Origin of the sequence: Nocardia salmonicida NBRC 13393, assembly GCF_001613085.1 — a bacterium.
In the GTDB taxonomy this organism is placed as follows: domain Bacteria; phylum Actinomycetota; class Actinomycetes; order Mycobacteriales; family Mycobacteriaceae; genus Nocardia; species Nocardia salmonicida.
This window is the reverse complement of record NZ_BDBR01000022.1, coordinates 124,997-141,967: the sequence shown is the minus strand read 5'-3', so window position 1 is coordinate 141,967 and position 16,971 is coordinate 124,997. Positions and strand designations below refer to the sequence as shown.

General features: G+C 68.7%; 19 protein-coding genes. 5 read left to right on the top strand and 14 right to left on the bottom strand.

Features of this window, described 5'->3' with window-relative positions; all coding sequences use genetic code 11:
* Window positions 1-27: 27 nt before the first annotated feature.
* From NS1_RS21990 to NS1_RS21975, 4 genes are all read right to left on the bottom strand, one after another.
* Window positions 28-882, bottom strand: coding sequence for an ABC transporter permease (locus NS1_RS21990; RefSeq protein ID WP_084503904.1), 855 nt, complete (start codon window positions 880-882; stop codon window positions 28-30).
* Entirely contained in the window at window positions 879-1,691 is an 813-nt protein-coding gene (locus NS1_RS21985; RefSeq protein WP_084503903.1) for an ABC transporter ATP-binding protein, read from the bottom strand. The genes NS1_RS21990 and NS1_RS21985 overlap by 4 nt, the downstream gene beginning before the upstream one ends.
* A gap of 73 nt (window positions 1,692-1,764) precedes the next feature.
* Window positions 1,765-2,961 (bottom strand): amidohydrolase, encoded by a 1,197-nt coding sequence (locus NS1_RS21980; protein WP_062987281.1) that lies wholly within the window; start codon window positions 2,959-2,961, stop codon window positions 1,765-1,767.
* Between the two features lie 45 nt (window positions 2,962-3,006).
* Window positions 3,007-3,753 (bottom strand): sulfite exporter TauE/SafE family protein, encoded by a 747-nt coding sequence (locus NS1_RS21975; RefSeq protein WP_062987279.1) that lies wholly within the window; start codon window positions 3,751-3,753, stop codon window positions 3,007-3,009.
* A 164-nt stretch (window positions 3,754-3,917) separates the two neighbouring features.
* Here NS1_RS21975 and NS1_RS21970 point away from each other — a divergent pair, with 164 nt between their 5' ends.
* Together NS1_RS21970 and NS1_RS21965 are read left to right on the top strand one after the other, a co-directional pair.
* Complete coding sequence (locus tag NS1_RS21970) at window positions 3,918-4,577, top strand: GntR family transcriptional regulator (RefSeq protein ID WP_062987278.1); 660 nt, start codon at window positions 3,918-3,920, stop codon at window positions 4,575-4,577.
* Between the two features lie 89 nt (window positions 4,578-4,666).
* Window positions 4,667-5,932 carry an amidohydrolase family protein gene (locus tag NS1_RS21965; RefSeq protein WP_062987277.1) on the top strand — a complete coding sequence of 422 codons (1,266 nt, stop codon included), beginning with the start codon at window positions 4,667-4,669 and terminating at the stop codon, window positions 5,930-5,932.
* Between the two features lie 64 nt (window positions 5,933-5,996).
* Here NS1_RS21965 and NS1_RS21960 read toward each other — a convergent pair whose 3' ends face one another.
* The 5 genes from NS1_RS21960 to NS1_RS21940 are packed head-to-tail and all read right to left on the bottom strand — an operon-like array spanning window position 5,997 to window position 11,193.
* Window positions 5,997-6,803, bottom strand: a complete 807-nt coding sequence (locus tag NS1_RS21960; protein ID WP_062987276.1) for an ABC transporter ATP-binding protein — start codon at window positions 6,801-6,803, stop codon at window positions 5,997-5,999.
* A gap of 19 nt (window positions 6,804-6,822) precedes the next feature.
* Complete coding sequence (locus tag NS1_RS21955) at window positions 6,823-7,692, bottom strand: ABC transporter permease (protein WP_063816224.1); 870 nt, start codon at window positions 7,690-7,692, stop codon at window positions 6,823-6,825.
* Complete coding sequence (locus NS1_RS21950) at window positions 7,689-8,702, bottom strand: ABC transporter substrate-binding protein (protein WP_218019964.1); 1,014 nt, start codon at window positions 8,700-8,702, stop codon at window positions 7,689-7,691. The genes NS1_RS21955 and NS1_RS21950 overlap by 4 nt, the downstream gene beginning before the upstream one ends.
* Before the next feature lie 14 nt (window positions 8,703-8,716).
* A complete protein-coding gene (locus tag NS1_RS21945) occupies window positions 8,717-10,045 on the bottom strand; it encodes an amidase family protein (RefSeq protein ID WP_063816229.1) in 1,329 nt (442 codons plus the stop codon).
* 5 nt (window positions 10,046-10,050) lie between these two features.
* On the bottom strand, window positions 10,051-11,193 hold the full coding sequence (locus NS1_RS21940; protein WP_255284633.1) for an acetamidase/formamidase family protein: 1,143 nt from the start codon (window positions 11,191-11,193) through the stop codon (window positions 10,051-10,053).
* Window positions 11,194-11,392: 199 nt separating this feature from the next.
* Between NS1_RS21940 and NS1_RS21935 the strand changes: the two genes are divergently transcribed.
* Window positions 11,393-12,085 (top strand): FadR/GntR family transcriptional regulator, encoded by a 693-nt coding sequence (locus NS1_RS21935; RefSeq protein WP_062987274.1) that lies wholly within the window; start codon window positions 11,393-11,395, stop codon window positions 12,083-12,085.
* A gap of 21 nt (window positions 12,086-12,106) precedes the next feature.
* On the opposite strand, the gene NS1_RS21930 is transcribed toward NS1_RS21935, so the two are convergent.
* Window positions 12,107-12,616, bottom strand: coding sequence for an O-acetyl-ADP-ribose deacetylase (locus NS1_RS21930; protein ID WP_062987355.1), 510 nt, complete (start codon window positions 12,614-12,616; stop codon window positions 12,107-12,109).
* A gap of 92 nt (window positions 12,617-12,708) precedes the next feature.
* Between NS1_RS21930 and NS1_RS21925 the strand changes: the two genes are divergently transcribed.
* On the top strand, window positions 12,709-13,209 hold the full coding sequence (locus tag NS1_RS21925) for an SRPBCC domain-containing protein (RefSeq protein WP_062987272.1): 501 nt from the start codon (window positions 12,709-12,711) through the stop codon (window positions 13,207-13,209).
* Between the two features lie 60 nt (window positions 13,210-13,269).
* Here NS1_RS21925 and NS1_RS21920 read toward each other — a convergent pair whose 3' ends face one another.
* From NS1_RS21920 to NS1_RS21910, 3 genes are all read right to left on the bottom strand, one after another.
* Window positions 13,270-14,025, bottom strand: a complete 756-nt coding sequence (locus NS1_RS21920) for a YebC/PmpR family DNA-binding transcriptional regulator (RefSeq protein ID WP_062987270.1) — start codon at window positions 14,023-14,025, stop codon at window positions 13,270-13,272.
* A 92-nt stretch (window positions 14,026-14,117) separates the two neighbouring features.
* Window positions 14,118-14,738 carry a pyridoxal 5'-phosphate synthase glutaminase subunit PdxT gene (pdxT, locus tag NS1_RS21915; protein WP_056810812.1) on the bottom strand — a complete coding sequence of 207 codons (621 nt, stop codon included), beginning with the start codon at window positions 14,736-14,738 and terminating at the stop codon, window positions 14,118-14,120.
* Between the two features lie 44 nt (window positions 14,739-14,782).
* Window positions 14,783-15,604, bottom strand: coding sequence for an acyl-CoA thioesterase (locus tag NS1_RS21910; RefSeq protein ID WP_062987268.1), 822 nt, complete (start codon window positions 15,602-15,604; stop codon window positions 14,783-14,785).
* Window positions 15,605-15,683: 79 nt separating this feature from the next.
* Between NS1_RS21910 and NS1_RS21905 the strand changes: the two genes are divergently transcribed.
* Window positions 15,684-16,292 carry a nucleoside/nucleotide kinase family protein gene (locus NS1_RS21905; protein ID WP_062987266.1) on the top strand — a complete coding sequence of 203 codons (609 nt, stop codon included), beginning with the start codon at window positions 15,684-15,686 and terminating at the stop codon, window positions 16,290-16,292.
* A gap of 78 nt (window positions 16,293-16,370) precedes the next feature.
* Here NS1_RS21905 and NS1_RS21900 read toward each other — a convergent pair whose 3' ends face one another.
* Window positions 16,371-16,868: a WKL family lipoprotein gene (locus tag NS1_RS21900; RefSeq protein ID WP_062987264.1), complete on the bottom strand. Its 498-nt coding sequence runs from the start codon at window positions 16,866-16,868 to the stop codon at window positions 16,371-16,373.
* Window positions 16,869-16,971: the final 103 nt, after the last annotated feature.

Genomic DNA, 16,971 nt, shown 5'->3' with positions numbered 1-16,971 from the left:
ATGTACGAGTGGGACATAGGAAGTGAGTTACTTGCCGCGACGTAGTCCGTGCGCGCGGTCCACGCGCCCGGCCAGGAAGTCGAAGAACCAGAACAGGATCAGGCCGACCAGTGAGGACATCAGCAGCGCGGTGAGCAGTTCCTCGGTCGCGAGTTGCTGACGGTAGACATCGATCATCCGGCCGATGCCGGGTTCGCCCTGACGGAAGAAGAAGTCGGCCACGATGGAGCCGATGATGGCCAGGCCGCCGGAGATCTTGAAGCCGGAGATCATCGCCGGAAGGGCGGCGGGCAGTTGCAGTTTCACCAAACGCTGCCACCGCGAGGCGCCGTGCAGAGTGAACAGGTCGTGCTCGGCGGGCGCCACCGATTTGAGGCCGAACAGCGTATTGGTGATCACCGGGAACAGCGCCACCATCACGCAGACGATCACCCGGCTGGAGAACTCGTAGCCGAACCAGAACCCGAACAGCGGCACCACCGCGAGGATCGGAATCGTCTGCAGCACCACCGCGTACGGATACAGCGAGTATTCGGCCCAGCGCGCCTGACTCATGACCACCGCGAAGCCGACGCCGAGCGCGATCGCGATCACCAGCCCGACGAGCGCGACCTGCACCGTCGACCACAGCGCGGTCAGGATCGTCGACCGCGCCAGCGGATCGAGCAACCCCTTGCCGATCACCTGTTCCGGCGCGGGCAGCAGGAACCGGGACTCCTCGGCCAGCAGTTGGTGGCTGACCAGCGACCAGATTCCGAGGACGGCGACGAACACCAGGATCGGGGCGATGACACGGACCGGGGCGATCCGAAAAGGCCAGCGGTACTTCGGTTTCGCCGCCGATTCCGCGACGACTGCCCCTGGGATGGCGACGGTGGTCATGCGGCGGTCTCCTGTCCACGCAGCGCCGCCGACACCTCGGCGCAGAGGCGGGCGAATTCGGGGGTGTAGCGCAGCTCCGGGGTGCGCGGGAAGTCGAACGGAACCGGAATGTCGGCAGTTACCCGACCCGGCTGACCGGTCAGCACCACCACTCGCGTGGACAGGAACACCGCCTCCCCCACCGAGTGGGTGACGAACACTCCGGCGAACCCGTCACGGCGGAACAGGGTGCTCACCTCCTCGTTCAGCCGCTGCCGGGTGATCTCGTCCAGCGCGCCGAACGGCTCGTCGAACAGGAACAGTTCCGGCCGCGACGTGAGGGCGCGCGCGATGGAGGCGCGCATCCGCATGCCGCCGGACAGCTGGGCGGGTTTGTGCTTCTCGAACCCCGCCAGCCCGACCCGTTCGATGGCGTCCGCGGCGGCGGCGCGACGGGTGGCCTTGTCGACACCTTCCAGCTCGCCCGGGAGTTCCACGTTCTGCCGCACCGATCGCCATGGCAGCAGGGTGGATTCCTGGAAGACGTAGCCGAGGCGGCGGGTGCCGATCCCGACCGTGCCCGCCGTGGGTATCTCGAATCCGGCGGCCAGGCGGAGCAGGGTCGATTTGCCGCAGCCGGAGGGCCCGACCAGCGAGACGAATTCGCCACTGCGAACGGCGATGTCGATGTCGGCGACGGCGGTGGTGCCGTTGCCGAAGGTCAACGTCACGTGATCGAAGGACAGGGCGGGACCGGGCTCGTCGCGTTCAGCAGTCGTATACGAGTCCCGGCCCGATCGTGCGGGGGCGGTGGAAACCGTGGCGCTCATGCACTATTTCTAGTGGCATACCATTGCCGCCAGCGGTCTACGCGATTACGTCCCTGTTTCGTATACGATTACTTCAGCTCTGCGGAACGCCCGACCGCGACACGATCCGGCCGCACTTCACCACGAGCTGCCGGGCGGGCAGTCGCACCACCGCGGCGGCGGGCGTCTCGGCCTCCACCACGAACAGATCGGCGGGCGCGCCGACCGTGAGGCCGTAGTCGTCGAGGCCGAGAACCCGCGCGCCGCCATAGGTTCCCGCGGCGAGCGCGAGTTCGATCTCCGCGTCCGCGACGAGACGGTCACGGTAGGCGACAGTGTTGACGCGGCGCAGCATGTCGCCGTCGCCGTAGGGCGTCCACAGGTCGCGGATGCCGTCGTTGCCCAGCGCGAGGGTGGCGCGCGCCTCGTGCATCACGCGGACGGGAACGACCGCCGCCTCACCGACCGCACAGGTCACCATGGCGACACCGGCCTCGGCGAGCGCGTCGGCGATGCGGCGCTGTTCGTCGTCGGATTGCTGGCCCATCGCGTAGGCGTGGCTGATGGTGACCCGGCCCGAAAGCCCTGTCGCCTTGGTGCGTTCGATGATCAGACCGAACTCCCAGGCGCCCATGGCGCCACCGTCGTGCAGGTGGATATCGACCTTGGCGCCGAACTTGTCGGCGAGATCGAAGATCACATCGAGCTGGCCGACCGGATCGTTGTCGTAGCCCGCCGGGTCCAGGCCGCCGACGACCTCGACACCGTCGGCCAGCGCCGCCGCCATCAATTCGGCGGTGCCGGGGCGCGTGATCAGCCCGCCCTGCGGGAAGGCGACCAGTTCCACCTCGACCCGCCCCGCGTGGCGTTCGGCGGCGGCCCGCACCTGCTCGACGCCCCGCAACCCGATGTCGGGATCGATATCGACGTGGCTGCGCACATGGGACGTGCCGTATCCGACCATGGCGCCCAACAGGTTCGCGGCGTATTCGGCGTTCGGAATGCCGAGTTCGGCGCGGCGGCGTTCCCCGTTGGCGATTCGCCCGGCCAGCGTTCGCCCACCCGAGTTGGCCACCCATGGCGCGCTGTACAAGGTCTTGTCCAGGTGACAGTGGGTTTCCACCAGGCCGGGCAGCACCAACGCACCGCCCAGGTCGATGATCTCGGCGCCGGGCGCGGCGAGGCTCGTGCCGATCGCGGCGATCCGGCCGTCGGCGAGGTGGAGGTCAGCGAGTTCCGGTGTGGCGCCGGGTGTCCACGGTCGGCCACCGCGCAGGAGTAGGTCGGTCATCAGGGGTCCTTTCGGTCGCGGGGTGTGGCGGTCGGGTGGGCGCGATCAGCCGGTGATCAACATGGCGGACCCGGCGCCGACGCCGAAGACGATCACCACGGTCCGGAAGACGGCGGGTCGCAGCCGGTCGGCGAACTTCGCGCCGAGGACACCGCCGAGCAGACAGGCCGGTGCGAGGATCGCGACGACGAGCCAGTCCACCGGTCCGAACAGTGCGACGGCCACCATGGCGGTGGTCGACACGGTCAGCGTGAGCAGGCTCTTCAGTCCGTTGAGCAGTTGCGCGGAGGCATCGAGGCCGAGGGCGAGAGCGGTCAGCAGCACGATGCCCATGCCGCCGTTGAAGTAGGCGCCGTAGACGCTGCCCGCGAAGACCCCGAGGTAGAGGGTGGTGCGCGAATCCGAGTGGCGGACACCGAGAGTGCGCGAGAGCCATGGTTGCGCGGCGAACACCGCGGTCGCCCCGAGGACGAGGAACGGCACCAGCGCGGCGAACACCTCGGCCGGCGCGGCGAGCAGCGCGAGCACCCCGAGCCCGGCGCCGGCGACGCTGATCACGACGAGCCGCGGCAGCAGTGCGCGGTAGTCCTCGGCGCGCTTGCGCAGTGCGGCCGCACCCCCCAGGTAGCCCGGCCAGACCGCGACCGAATTGGTGACAGTGGCGGTCACCGGGGGCAAGCCGAGTGCGAGTAGCGCGGGGAACGAGAGCAGGCTGCCGCCGCCCGCGATGGCGTTGCAGAAGCCTGCGCCGAGTCCTGCGGCCAGCAGCAGCGCTAGATGCACGGGGTCCATGAAATCCTTCCGACAGAACGTCGTGCGATCGTATACGATAATTGGCACGCGTTCGCGCCGAGCGATGGCGGGGCAGAACCCCCACCCGAATGCCGTAGATTTGGAGCAATTCCTGCGAAGGCCATTCGACCGTTGGGGGCGACGTGAGCAACACCGTTGGGCGCATGACACCGCAGCAGGTGTGCCGCGCGATCCGCGACGACATCATTCGGGGCGAGTTCCGGTCCGGCCAGCGCCTCACCGAGGACACCTTGGCCGAGCGGTACGGCGTCTCCCGCGTCCCGGTCCGTGAGGCGCTGCGCACCCTCGAAGCCGAGGGATTCGCCTGGTCACGCCCCTATGCGGGAACCTTCGTCGCCGAGCTCACCGAGGCGGAGGCGGCCGATCTGCTCGAGATCAGGGCATTGCTGGAACCGATGTGCGCCGGTAGGGCCGCCGTACGCCGCACCCCCGAACAGCTGGGACGACTCAAGGAACTCACCTCCCTCGGCCAGGAAGCGGTGCGCGACGGCAGACTCGGCGAGCTCGCCCGGCTCAACAGCCGCTTCCACGAGGTGCTGGCCGAGGCGTCGGGCAGCGCGCTGCTCAGCCAGCTGATCACCCAGCTGAGCTGGAAGATCGCCTGGGTGTACTCGGTCGAACTCCCTCGCCGCGCCGAGGATTCCTGGCAGGAGCACGAGGAGATCTGCGCGGCACTGGAGGCGCGGGATCCCGACCGAGCGAGCACGGTGGTCGCCGAACACATCGCCCACGCCACCTCGGCCTATCGCCTGCGACCACGGGCCGAAGCCGAGCCCGCCCCCGCGTCCGTACCTACGCCCTAGGACGTAACACGGGCGCAGCAATCGCCGTCATCGCCCGAAACCTCAGAGTCGTATACAAACGAGGTCCCGTTCTGCGACTGGAGGTTGTCATGGTCGATCTGCTGCTGCGTCGCGCGTGTATCGCCGATGACGCCGACCTGGTCGATATCGCCGTCACCGACGGCGTCATCACCGCGATCGGGCCCGCGCTACCTGCCATCGGGACAACCGAGATCGATTGCGCGACAAGGGTTGTCATTCCTGGACTGATCGAATCCCATGTGCACTTGGACAAGGCGCTGCTCGATCGTCAGCGGAGCGCGCCCGACGGCACCCTCGCGGGCGCGATCGAGGTGACCGGCGAACTCAAACGGGGGTTCACCGCCGACGGCGTGCGCGACCGGGCGCGCCGGGTCCTCGATCAGGCGATCACCCACGGCACCACCGCACTTCGGGCGCACCCGGATGTCGATCCGATCGTCGGGCTGCTCGGTGTCGAGGTGCTGCTGGGTCTGCGCGACGAGTATCGCGACCTGATCGACCTCCAGATCGTGGCCTTTCCCCAGGAAGGAATCCTGCGCGCGCCCGGTACCCTCGACCTGTTGCGCGCGGCGCTTCACCTCGGTGCCGACGTGATCGGCGGGTGCTCCTACAACGAAACCGACGTCACCGACTGCCGCCGCCACGTGGACCTGGTCTTCGAGCTGGCCGCCGAATTCGGCGTCCCCGTCGACATCCACGCCGATTTCGCCGACGATGCCACCGACCCCCGGTTCGCGATGGCCGACTACATCGCCGATGCCACCCAGCGCGCCGGACTCGGCGGCCGGGTCGCCATCGGCCATGTCACCTCCCTGGCCGCCCGTCCCCCGCGCGAGCGACAGGCGACCATGGCCCGCCTCGCCCAGGCCGGCGTCGCCGTGGTTCCGCTGCCTGCCACCGACATGCACCTCGGCGGGCGCGGTGATCAGGCCGCGGTACGTCGAGGCGTCGCGCCGGTCCGCGAGCTGTGGGCAGCCGGTGTGACAACCGCGTACTCCTCCAACAACATTCGCAACGCCTTCACCCCGTACGGCAACACGGACCTCCTCGACATCGGCCTGTTCCTGGCCCAGACCGGTCATCTGTCGGGCGATACCGACCTGCGCCGGGTCCTCGACATGGCCACCACCGACGCGGCCAGGGTGCTCGGCATCGCCGACCGCCACGGCCTGCGCGTCGGCGCCCGAGCCGACCTCGTCGTCCTCGGCACACACCGCCTCGCCGACGCCCTACTCGACCGCCCCGACCGCTGCTATGTCATCAAGGCGGGCCGAATCATCGCGCGCACCACCCGAGTCACCGAAATCCTCGCCCGCGCGGTCCCCGCACGCTGATGCGGCGCTTGCGCACGATGCCGCACACGGCTCACCGACTTCGACCGGATCGCGCGACGACGGATCAGGCCGCGCTGTGGTTGCCGCGGTGGACGAGGGCGTCGATGCGCCGTTTATAGGCGTTGAATTCCGGTGTGGTGGAGTCGCGTTCGGCGGGCAGGTCGATCTCGACGATCTCGCGCACGTGGCCCGCGTTGCCGTGGGCCGCGCCACCGGCCATCACCACGACGCGGTCGGCCAGGTAGACCGCCTCGTCGATACTGTGGGTGACGAACACGACGGTCACGGCGGTCTCGTGGTGGATGCGTTTCAGCTCGACCTGCATGTCCGTGCGGGTGAGGGCATCGAGTGCGCCGAACGGTTCGTCCATCAGCAGGACGGCGGGGCTGTTCGCCAGCACCCTGGCGATCGCCACGCGCTGCTGCATTCCGCCGGAGAGCTGGTGCGGGAACGACTTCCGCACTCGGGTCAGGCCGACGGTCTCGAGCCAGCGGTCGGTGACCTCGCGGATGTCGGGCCGGGTCATCCTGGCCTGCTTCGGTCCGTAGGCGATGTTCTCGGCGACCGTGAGCCACGGGAACAGCCCGTAGTCCTGGAATACGACACCGCGCTCGGGGCCAGGCCCGCTGACCGGTTCGTCGGCGACGGTGACCGTGCCGGTGGTGGCTGCCTCCAACCCGGCGAGAATCCGCAGCAGCGTGGACTTGCCACAACCGCTGGCGCCGACGACACAGATGAATTCGCCTGCGGCGATGTCGAGTTCGACATGGTCGACGGCGAATCCCGGTGCACGGGAATAGCGCTTACCGACGCTGTCGACGACGATGCGCGCGGGGCGCTGTGGGCGGCGGCGAGTGGAGTAGATCTTCATGAGGGTCCTGTCTGCGCGATCACGGAAGGAGCGGCCTACGGCCCGCGACAAGCTTGACCAGCAGCATCAGCAACCGGTCCGCGACGAATCCGGCCAGCCCGATCACGATCATCACCGCGATGATCAGGTCGGTGCGTGACTGTTCTCTGGCCTGGGTGATCAACGCCCCCAACCCGATTCGGATGCCGACCGTCTCACCGACGACGAGGATCACCCACGACAGGCCGAGCGCGATCCGCAGCCCCGAGACAATGCTCGGCACGGCGGCGGGCAGCACCACCTTGTACAGCGTGTGCGCGGGTGGGGTGCCCAGCATCGCGGCGGCTTCGAGCAGCCGCTTCGGCACCGCGCGCACCCCGGCGATCGTGTTCAGCAGGATCGAGAACACCGCGGCGAGGAACACCAGGAAGATCGTCGAGCGGTCGCCGAAGCCGATGATCAGCAGTGACAGCGGGGCCCACGCGGTCACCGGGATCGGTCGCACCAGGTTGATGGTCGGCTCGAGCATCCGGTAGACCAGCCGGGAGCGACCCATCACGATCCCGAGCGGGATCGCGACGGCGGCCGCGAACAAGAACCCCTGCAGCACCCGCAGCGTGCTGGCGTAGAGGTGCAACCACAGGGTGCCGCTGTAGGTGTCCCCGATGACGCCGCCGAACGCGAGGTCGGCCGAGCGCCGCGCCACGTCGTACGGTGTGGGTAGGAACTGCATCTGGATGCCGAACGGCAGCGTCCACGCGCCTTCGACACCGCGATCCCACAGCAGCCCGAGCAGCAGCGGGACCGGGAGCGCCCACAGCACCGTCAGCGCCCGATCAGGAATCCGCCACCGGCTGTCGGGCGGCGCCTCGGTGGTGCGCACGGCCGGTGATGCGTCGAGCGCCGTCATCGCCCGATACCCGCGGGGGTCAGGAATCCGGTGTCGAACACCTTCGCCATGTCGGGCGCCTTGGACAGCTGGTCGAAGGCCTGCATCTGCTCGGCCAGGGCGACCACCCGGCCGCGATACTCGTCGTCGAGTTCCCACCGCAACCGAACGTTCTTCGTGGCGGTGTCGACGATCGCGCGGTCGAGGCCGAAGGTGGTGACGAGCCCATCGACCCAGGCGGTGTGATCGCCCTTCATGTACTCGATCGCCTGGACGAAGCTGCGCACCGCCTGCTGCACCCGGTCGCGATCCCGGTCGATCAGCGCGCCCCTGGTACCGAAGACGATGTTCACCGCGCCGATCGCGGTGTCGTACGGCGAAGCGATCGGGTGCGCGCCGACCTGCATGACGATCGACGGCGCGGTCTCGGCGCTCAGGAACGCGTCGATCCGGCCGGACTTGTAGGCGTTGGCCATATCCGAGTAGGAGAGGTTGACCAACTGCACGTCGGTGGCCGGGTCGAGGCCGTGCGCGGTCAAGGTGAGCCGCAGCAGGATCTCCTGCGAGGAGCCCTGCGGGAATCCGATCTTCTTGCCGCGCAGGCCGTTCACCGTGGTGATCTCCGGCTTGCCGACGAGCGCCGACCCACCGTCGGCGGCGGAGGCAACGATCTTCACATCTTGCCCCGCGGCGCTGCCCGCCAGCATCGACGGTGCGCCGAGCACGCCGAAATCGATGGCGCCTGAGGCGATCGCGTTCTTGATATCGGGTGAATTCTCGAACAGCACGATCTCGTACGTGGTGCCCGCGGGCGCGAAACGCTGCATGAAGTAGGGCGCGTAGAGATGCGGCTGCCCACGCAGCGTGCCGATCCGCACCGACGCCGGGTCGCTGTCGCCGCCCGGTGTCGACACGCAGGCGGTCAGGCCGGTCGCGATGAGCAATGCCGCGAACAGGGCCGAGAGAACCCGGCCGAGTGGGCGATTCATCGCGGGAGTGGTGGCGGTCCACGGCGTGTCGGAGGCAGGCATTGCGGGTCCATTTCTCATAGGTTCGCCAGTCGGGCGGCGCAGCGGGTCGCGCGGTGGATGAGGGCACGGTCGGTGTTCGCGGCGCCGATCAGGCACAACCCGGCGGGGAGACCGTGACGGTTGGGCAGCGGCAGGGTGACCGCGGGGAGGCCGGCGATCGACGCCAGGCAGGTCAGTCGCAGGGTCGCGCTACGCACTGCGTCGCGCGTGCGCTGATCGGCCTCGCGCAACGGCGGCGGTCCCGCCGTCGTCGGCAGCACCAGCACACCGTGGCCGATGGTCCCGCGAATCCGCGCGGCGGCCTCGGCCACGACCTTGCGCGCGGCGGCGGCACCGTCGGCGGTCACCGTTGCGGCCCAGGCGAAACGGTCGCCGACCTCGGGTTCGAGCGCGCCGGGATGCGCTCTGAGCCAGGCACCGTGCCCGGCCCAAGCCTCGTACGCCTGCACTGTCCGAAACGCCGCGAACCAGCGGTCGAGGTCACCACGCAGGGCAATCGGTCGAGCACCGAGTTCCACGGCGGCCCGCAGACACTGTTCGGCGATCTCGGACTCCGCTGCCGCCGAAAGGGCCGGGTCGACGACGAGTTCCATCCCCTCCATCGAGGATTCGGCGGCACTCGGCGCACCGGATCTCGATGCCGAGTCGGCCCGCGTCGTCCAGCAGGCATTCGCCGCTGATGGGCGCTGGGCGGACTCGCCGACGTCAGCCTGCGCCGAGTCGGAGAGCGTGCCCTGTTGGGGCACGACGGAATCCGCGTGCAGCGCATCGGCCACAGCGAGCAGGGCACCGGCATCACGGGCGAGCCAGCCGATGGTGTCGAACGAGGGCGCCAGCGGCAGTAGGCCAGTGGTGTCGAGGCTCTGATGGGTTGTCCTGATGCCCCAGAGTCCCTGGTAGGAAGCGGGTACGCGGATGGAACCCGCCGTGTCGGTGCCGAGGCCGATGCTCGCCTCGCCGCGGGCGACCGCTACGGCAGGCCCGCTCGACGAACCACCCGGAACTCGTTCCGGGGCAGCTGGATTGAGCGGCATGCCGGTGTGTCCGTTGCCGCCGGTGATGCTGTAGGCGAACTCGTCGGTCCGGGCGATGCCGGTAATGGTGGCGCCCGCCGCGAGCAGGGCGGCGACGACCGCGGCGTGGCGGGGTTCGGGGGCGCGCTCGGCGAGAAAGTCCTCGACACCCGCGCCGATGGGGTGTCCGGCGACCGCGAACAGGTCTTTCACAGCCACCGTGTGCCCGGCGAGTGGGCCTGCCGATGTCGCCCCCACCAGCGGCGAACCGACCACGCGCCACACCGTGGCGTCCACCCCACGAGACTTTTCGGTGCCCCACCGCGCCATCGCGATCACCGCGCCCGCTCCAGGATGTAGCGGGCCAGATCGGTGCCGGTGGTATGCGCGAAGTCGGCGACGCGGATCTTGCCGTGTACCCCGCGGGTCAGATCGACGGCCTGCGAGATCGTGAAATCGGCGGCGGCACTGAGGTAGAGGTAGGCACTGCGCGGATCGGTGTCGAACAGCGCGCCGAGCAGCTCGACAGCGTTGCCCACACACAGCGACAGCGCGGTATCCAGATCGGGATCGAGCCCGGTCGGGATGACGAGGCCGTGCCCGGCGGCGAACGGCCCTGTGCCCGAACCGATATCGGTGACCTGTTCCGCCGGAACGAGGTCAAGGGTCACGGTCGCCCGCAGCGGCGCCTCCAGCGCCGTGAGCGCCACCTCTCCGTCGCCCTGCGCGAAATGCGGGTCGCCTACGTAGAACAGCGCGTCGGGCACCTGCACCGGCAGGAACAGGGTGGCGCCGGGAGTGAGCAGTTTGACGTCGATATTGCCGCCGTGCGCGCCCGGTGGCACGGAGTGCGCACGGTTCTCGGTGTCGGTGGCCACGCCCATGATGCCGAGGAACGGGGCGAGCGGGAAGCGCGCCCGGTGCGGGCTGCCCGGCCCGATCGGCATACTGCCGAACCATTCGTCGTCCTGCCCGGTCACCGTGCAGAACTGACCGTAGGAACCGTCGTGTGGTGTTCCGGCCAGCATGCCGCGACCGTGCCGGGTCGAGATGACACCGTAGGGCGCGCGCAGGGCGAGGTGCTCGATCCGGACGGCGAGCAGATCGCCGGGCCTGGCGCCGTCGACGGCGATCGGGCCGGTCACGATGTGTGGCCCGGCTCCGGCCTCGCGAACGCGCCGGGCGACCACCTCGACGGTGTCGTCGAGGATCTGATCGCGGGCCACGCCGTGCCCGCCGAAGTAAGCGACCGGGTCCGACCCCTGATCGTCGAGGATGCCCTCGTGACTGATCGTGTCGATCACCACGCTCGTGCCAGGCGCGACGGTGGTGACCGGCGTATCGCCGCGACGCGGCAGCCTGCCCCACAGCACCTGATCGGGATCGGCGGGCACATAGGTGATCCCCGGCGTGATGCGGATCCCCCGCTGCAACACCGGGAATGCTGTGGCGGTCTGGTCCTCAGCCAACGAGGTCACAGTGGTTCCTCCGGTCTTCGCGACACTCAGCCGAACATTGGTCCGACCATCTGATGCGGTAACGGTATTCCACTATGAACAGCGTTGCTACCGGGCGAAACGTGCGTAACCGAGGCTTTACACCTCGGCAATATCGGCCTGCGGACCCTGCCTCGATTACACTTGGCCGGACCAATCAACAGATTTCGACAGGAGCCAGGTGACCGTCGCGCCGATCCCCCCGCTACGCCGCCGCACCGGCAGCGTCAGCGCCGAAGTCGCCGCGCATCTGGAGCGGCTGATCATCGACGGCACCCTGCGCGCGGGCGATCGCCTGCCGCCCGAACGCGAACTCGCGGCGCAGTTGAACGTGTCACGGTCCTCGCTGCGCGAAGCCATGTTCGAGCTGGAATCCAAGAAACTGGTCGATCGCAGACAGGGCCGCGGCAGCACCGTGACCGAGCTCCCCCGCGGCGCCGCCGAACTGCACGGCAACCTCGCCGACCTCGACACCGAACTCGCCTACGCGACCGAACTCCGCGAGCTGGTCGAACCGCGCATCGCCCAGCTCGCCGCCCTCCACGCGGTCGAATCGAATCTGCTGTCACTGCACGAGATCATCGACCGCTCCGACGAAGCCCTCAGCCCGGCGGACTCGATGGCACTCGACATCGAATTCCACACGCTACTGGCACATTCCGCCCAGAACCCACTGCTGGTCACGCTCTGCACGATGACCACGGAGTGGACCCGCCACACCCGAGCCCTCTCGCACCGCACTCCGCTCGGCCGCCGCGTCTCCGTCCACGGCCACACCCAGATCCTGCTCGCGGTCGACGATCGAGACGGCCCCGCCGCCGCTGCCGCGATGGAACAACACCTACGTGAAGTTCGCGAGATCAGCACCCGCTAGCGACACCACAGGACAGGGCCCCTACCCCACAGCGGCGGCGAAGACCTCGAGCGCACGATCGTCGAACAGCACGAACCGCACCTGTGTCACCGCCGTCTCGGCCGCGCGTACGGTCTCGACCGCGATCCGCGCGCCATCGTCCATCGGCCAGCCGAAGATGCCGGTGGAGATCGCCGGGAACGCGACCGTCGCCGCCCCCAATTCGTCGGCCACGCGCAGGGATTCGCGGTAACACGAGGCGAGCAGTTCGGAGCGATTCTCGGTGGCCGACCACACGGGGCCCACGGTGTGGATCACCCAGCGGGCGGGGAGCAGCCCCGCGGTCGTCGCCACCGCCTGCCCGGTTCGCAGACCCTTGCCGTAGTGCGAGGCGCGCAGGTCGCGGCATTCGGACAGAATCTGCGGGCCCCCTTTGCGATGGATCGCCCCGTCGACGCCACCGCCGCCGAGCAGCGAGGAGTTCGCGGCGTTGACCACCGCGTCCACCTGCTGTTCGGTGATGTCGCCCCGGACCGCATCGATTCGCGTCATGATCCCCATTCTGCCGGGGATCGGCCGTCGACCACGGGTACCGTCGAGGAAGTCAGGCATGGTCGGTCCGTCCGAGACGAGGAGAACCCCACATGGCCATACCCACCGGTGACATCGTGCCGACACCCGACGGGCGGGATCTGGTGATCACCCGGTCGTTGGGGTTGCCGATCGAGGAGGTGTGGGCGCGACTGACCGACCCGCATCTGACCGCGAGCTGGTACGGCACCTGGGAGGGCGACGCGGGCACCGGCAACACCATCCGGGTACAGATGCGGTTCGAGGAGGGTGAGCCGTGGTCGTCGATGCGCATCGACGACTGCACCGCGCCGATCCACCTCGGCCTCTCCTCGACCGACCAGATCGGCGTGTGGCGACTCGAGGTGACCCTGCTCGACACCGGCGCGGCCACCGAACTGCGCCTGGTCCACCACCTGACCTCGGAATACCAGCTGGCGGAGATCCCGCAGATCGGTCCGGGCTGGGAGTACTACGCGGACATGTTCGTCGCCGCGAGCACGCACACCGAACGCCCCGATTTCGCCGACTACTACCCGTCGATGTCGAGCTACTACCAGCAGCGCGCGTCGTAGCCCGAACGTGAACCGCCCCGGCCGAATTCACGGCCGGGGCGGTTCGACGGACCGGAAACCCTACTCGTCGTCGAGTTCCGCGGCGACCTCGTCGGAGATGTCGACATTGGTGTACACGTTCTGCACATCGTCGCTGTCTTCGAGCGCGTCGACCAGCTTGAACACCTTGCGAGCGCCCTCGGCGTCCACCGCGACCGACACCGACGCCTGGAAACCGGACTCGGCGGAGTCGTAGTCGATGTTCGCGGCCTGCAGGGCCGAACGCACCGCGATCAGATCGCCGGGCTCGGTGATGATCTCGAAGAGATCGCCGTGGTCGTTGACGTCTTCGGCGCCCGCGTCGAGGACCGTCTCGAGGACGTCGTCCTCGGACAGGCCGTTCTTCTCGAGGGTCACCACGCCCTTGCGGGCGAACAGGTACGACACCGAACCCGGATCGGCCATGTTGCCGCCGTTGCGGGTCATCGCCAGTCGGACCTCGCCCGCGGCGCGGTTGCGGTTGTCGGTGAGGCACTCGATCAGCACGGCGACACCATTGGGCCCGTAGCCCTCGTACATGATCGTCTGCCAGTCGGCGCCGCCGGCCTCTTCACCACCGCCGCGCTTGCGGGCGCGCTCGATGTTGTCGTTGGGGACCGATGTCTTCTTCGCCTTCTGGATGGCGTCGAACAGCGTCGGATTGCCCGCAGGGTCACTACCACCAGTGCGGGCCGCCACCTCGATGTTCTTGATCAGCTTGGCGAAGAGTTTGCCGCGCTTGGCGTCGATCCCCGCCTTCTTGTGCTTGGTGGTGGCCCATTTGGAGTGGCCGCTCATGCCCTACTTCCTTCAAGTCGGTTGCGCGTCTGCCCGGGCGGACAAGCTCGATCCAGCCTACTCACCGTCCGCCACGCCCGCCGACGCGGGCTTTAGCGGGCGGCGCGAACCAGGTCGACGAACAGTTCGTGCACTCGAAGATCGCCGGTCACCTCGGGGTGGAACGAGGTCGCCACCACGTTGCCCTGCCTGGCAGCCACGATACGTCCCTCGGCGGGCCCGTGCGGCACCCGCGCCAGCACCTCGACACCGTCGCCCACCCGCTCCACCCACGGGGCGCGAATGAACACCGCGCGTACGGGCGTGTCGAGGCCCGCGAAGTCGAGATCGGTTTCGAAGGAATCGACCTGCCGACCGAACGCGTTGCGCCGCACCGTCATATCGATGCCGGACAGGTGCTGGGCATCGGCCCTGGTGTCGAGGACCTCCGAGGCGAGCAGGATCATGCCCGCGCAGGACCCGAACGCGGGCAGCCCGTCGCGCAGCCGGGCCCGCAACGGTTCCAGCAGGTCGAACGCCTGCAACAGCTTGGAGATCGCGGTCGACTCGCCACCGGGCAGCACGAGCCCGTCGACGGCGGCCAGCTCCGACTCGCGCCGCACCAGCACCGGATCGGCCCCGCAGTGCTCCAGCGCGGCAACGTGTTCACGCACGTCGCCCTGCAACGCGAGGACGCCGATGGTCGGCCGGGTGGGGGTCGAGGTTGCGTTCACAGCCGTTGAGCTTACGAGCGCGCCCGATGTGGGCCCGCTCACGCTCACTTCTGGCGCGGCGTGCGGATCAGCCCTTCCTGGACGACAGCGGCGACCAGGTTGCCCTCGCGGTCCCATATCTTGCCGCCGGTCAGCGCGCGACCGAAACCGGCCGAGGGTGAGGACTGGTCGTAGAGCAGCCATTCGTCGGCACGGAACGGGCGCAGGAACCACATCGCGTGGTCGAGCGACGCGTTCTGGGTCGGTTCGTCGGGGTGGATCACCTTCGACGAGCCGAGCAGCGTCATATCGCTCATGTAGGCCAGCGTGCAGACGTGGAACATCGGGTCGTCGGGCAGCGGGTGCCGGTACCGGAACCACACCTGCTGAGGGGAGACGGCGCCGTCGCGCGCGACGACCTGCTCCTGCGGGACCGTGCGGATGTCCCAGTGCTCCCATTCACGCATTGCCCACAGCCGCTCGGGGGTCATGGTCACGCTGGCGTCGGGCAGGTCGTCGGGACCGTCGACCGTGGGCATCACGTCCTGGTGTTCCGGCCCTTCGTCACCGTGATGGAACGAGGCCGACATCGTGAATATCGCCTGCCCGTCCTGCACGCCGGTGACCCGCCTCGTGCAGAACGACCGGCCGTCACGGATGCGTTCCACCAGGTAGACGGTGGGTTCCTCCGGATTGCCCGGTCGCAGGAAGTAGCCGTGCAGGGAATGCACCTGGAAGCTGCGGTCGACGGTGCGGACCGCCGAGACCAGCGCCTGCCCGGCCACCTGACCGCCGAAGGTGCGCGGTAGCTGAGACTCCGTGGAAGCACCGCGGAAGATGTCGCGCTCCAGTCGCTCGATCGCGAGCGCCTCGTCGATTGTCGCCATGCGCTCGAGATTATCGCCTTGCCGACCGGGCGGTATGTCCGGCTCTGCGCAGCGGCCCGGAATTTGCTGAGATGGTCCGGTGCCGACGTTCACTCCCACCTCCCCCGCCGCCCTCGCCCGGCTCGTCGCCGACCGGCTCGTCGAGCTGCCGGGGCGACGGCTGCTCGCGGTGGACGGTGCCGATGCCGCGATGCCTGTCGAACTGGGCCGCCGGATCACGCAGACGCTCGCGGATCGGGGCCGATCGGCGGCGGTGGTGTCGGTGCACGACTACGTGCGCCCCGCGTCGCTGCGCATGGAATACGGGCGCGATGACGAATGGTCTTATCGCACAGCGTGGTTCGACTACGAGGCGATCCGGCGAGAGATCGTGGACGCGATGCGCACCGAGGGGCGCTGGCTGCCCGCGCTGTGGGACGAGCAGAGAGACAGGTCCGCACGGGCGGCGATTCGCGTGGCGCAGGCCGATCTGGTGCTGGTGCTCGCCGGGCCGATGCTGCTGGGTCGCGGTCTGGATTTCGATCTCACGGTCCGCTTGGAACTCAGTACGCAAGCGGCGCTGCGACGCACGCCCGCCGAGCAGCACTGGACGTTGCCCGCTGTGCGCGATCACACAGCCGACCATCCCGAGGAAGCGACATGGACCGTTCGCTGGGATCATCCCGATCGGGCGGCGCTGCGCAGCTGAGATCGCGGAAACCGCGGCGTCACGCAGGCGCGCGAAAGCCCCGTCCGCGACGAGCGAACGGGGCTTCGGCGAGAACGATCAGGCGCAGGCGACCGAGGTCTGACCCAGGTTGGTCAGCATGGTGCAGGCCCACGACTTCTGGACCTTCCACTTGCCCTCTTCGGCCACAAACGGCACGTCGACGACATTGGTCTGGCCGTTGACGGTGAAGTTGGCCTTGGCGTTGACGCTGTCACCGAAGGAGGTCACCTCGGTGACCTGCACCTGGACGTTGTTGTCCTGCACGGCCTGTGCCAGGCGGTTCGGCAGCTCGGGATCGGCCTCGATGCCCTGGACGAAGTCCAGCTTCTGGTCGTTGGGGACCGCCGGATCCAGCGAGGTGCCGAGCTGTGCGTTGAGCTGCTCGACCGTCGGCACGGCGGGCAGGTTCGCGGCTGCCGAACCCTGAGCCTTGGCGCTGGTGGTGGTTTTGGCGGCGGGCTTGTCACCCTTGTCGTCACTGCACGCACTCAGTCCGAGGGCGGCGACCACAGCCAGTCCTGCGATCGCGACTCGTCCGGTCCTACGAAACTTCATCCACTCGTCCTTACGTCGGGTCGGAATCTCGCCCTCTGGGCGACGGCGTCGCACCGGCGCCACACAGCGCAGGCCTCGATGCCACGGCCCGGACGCTACCCAG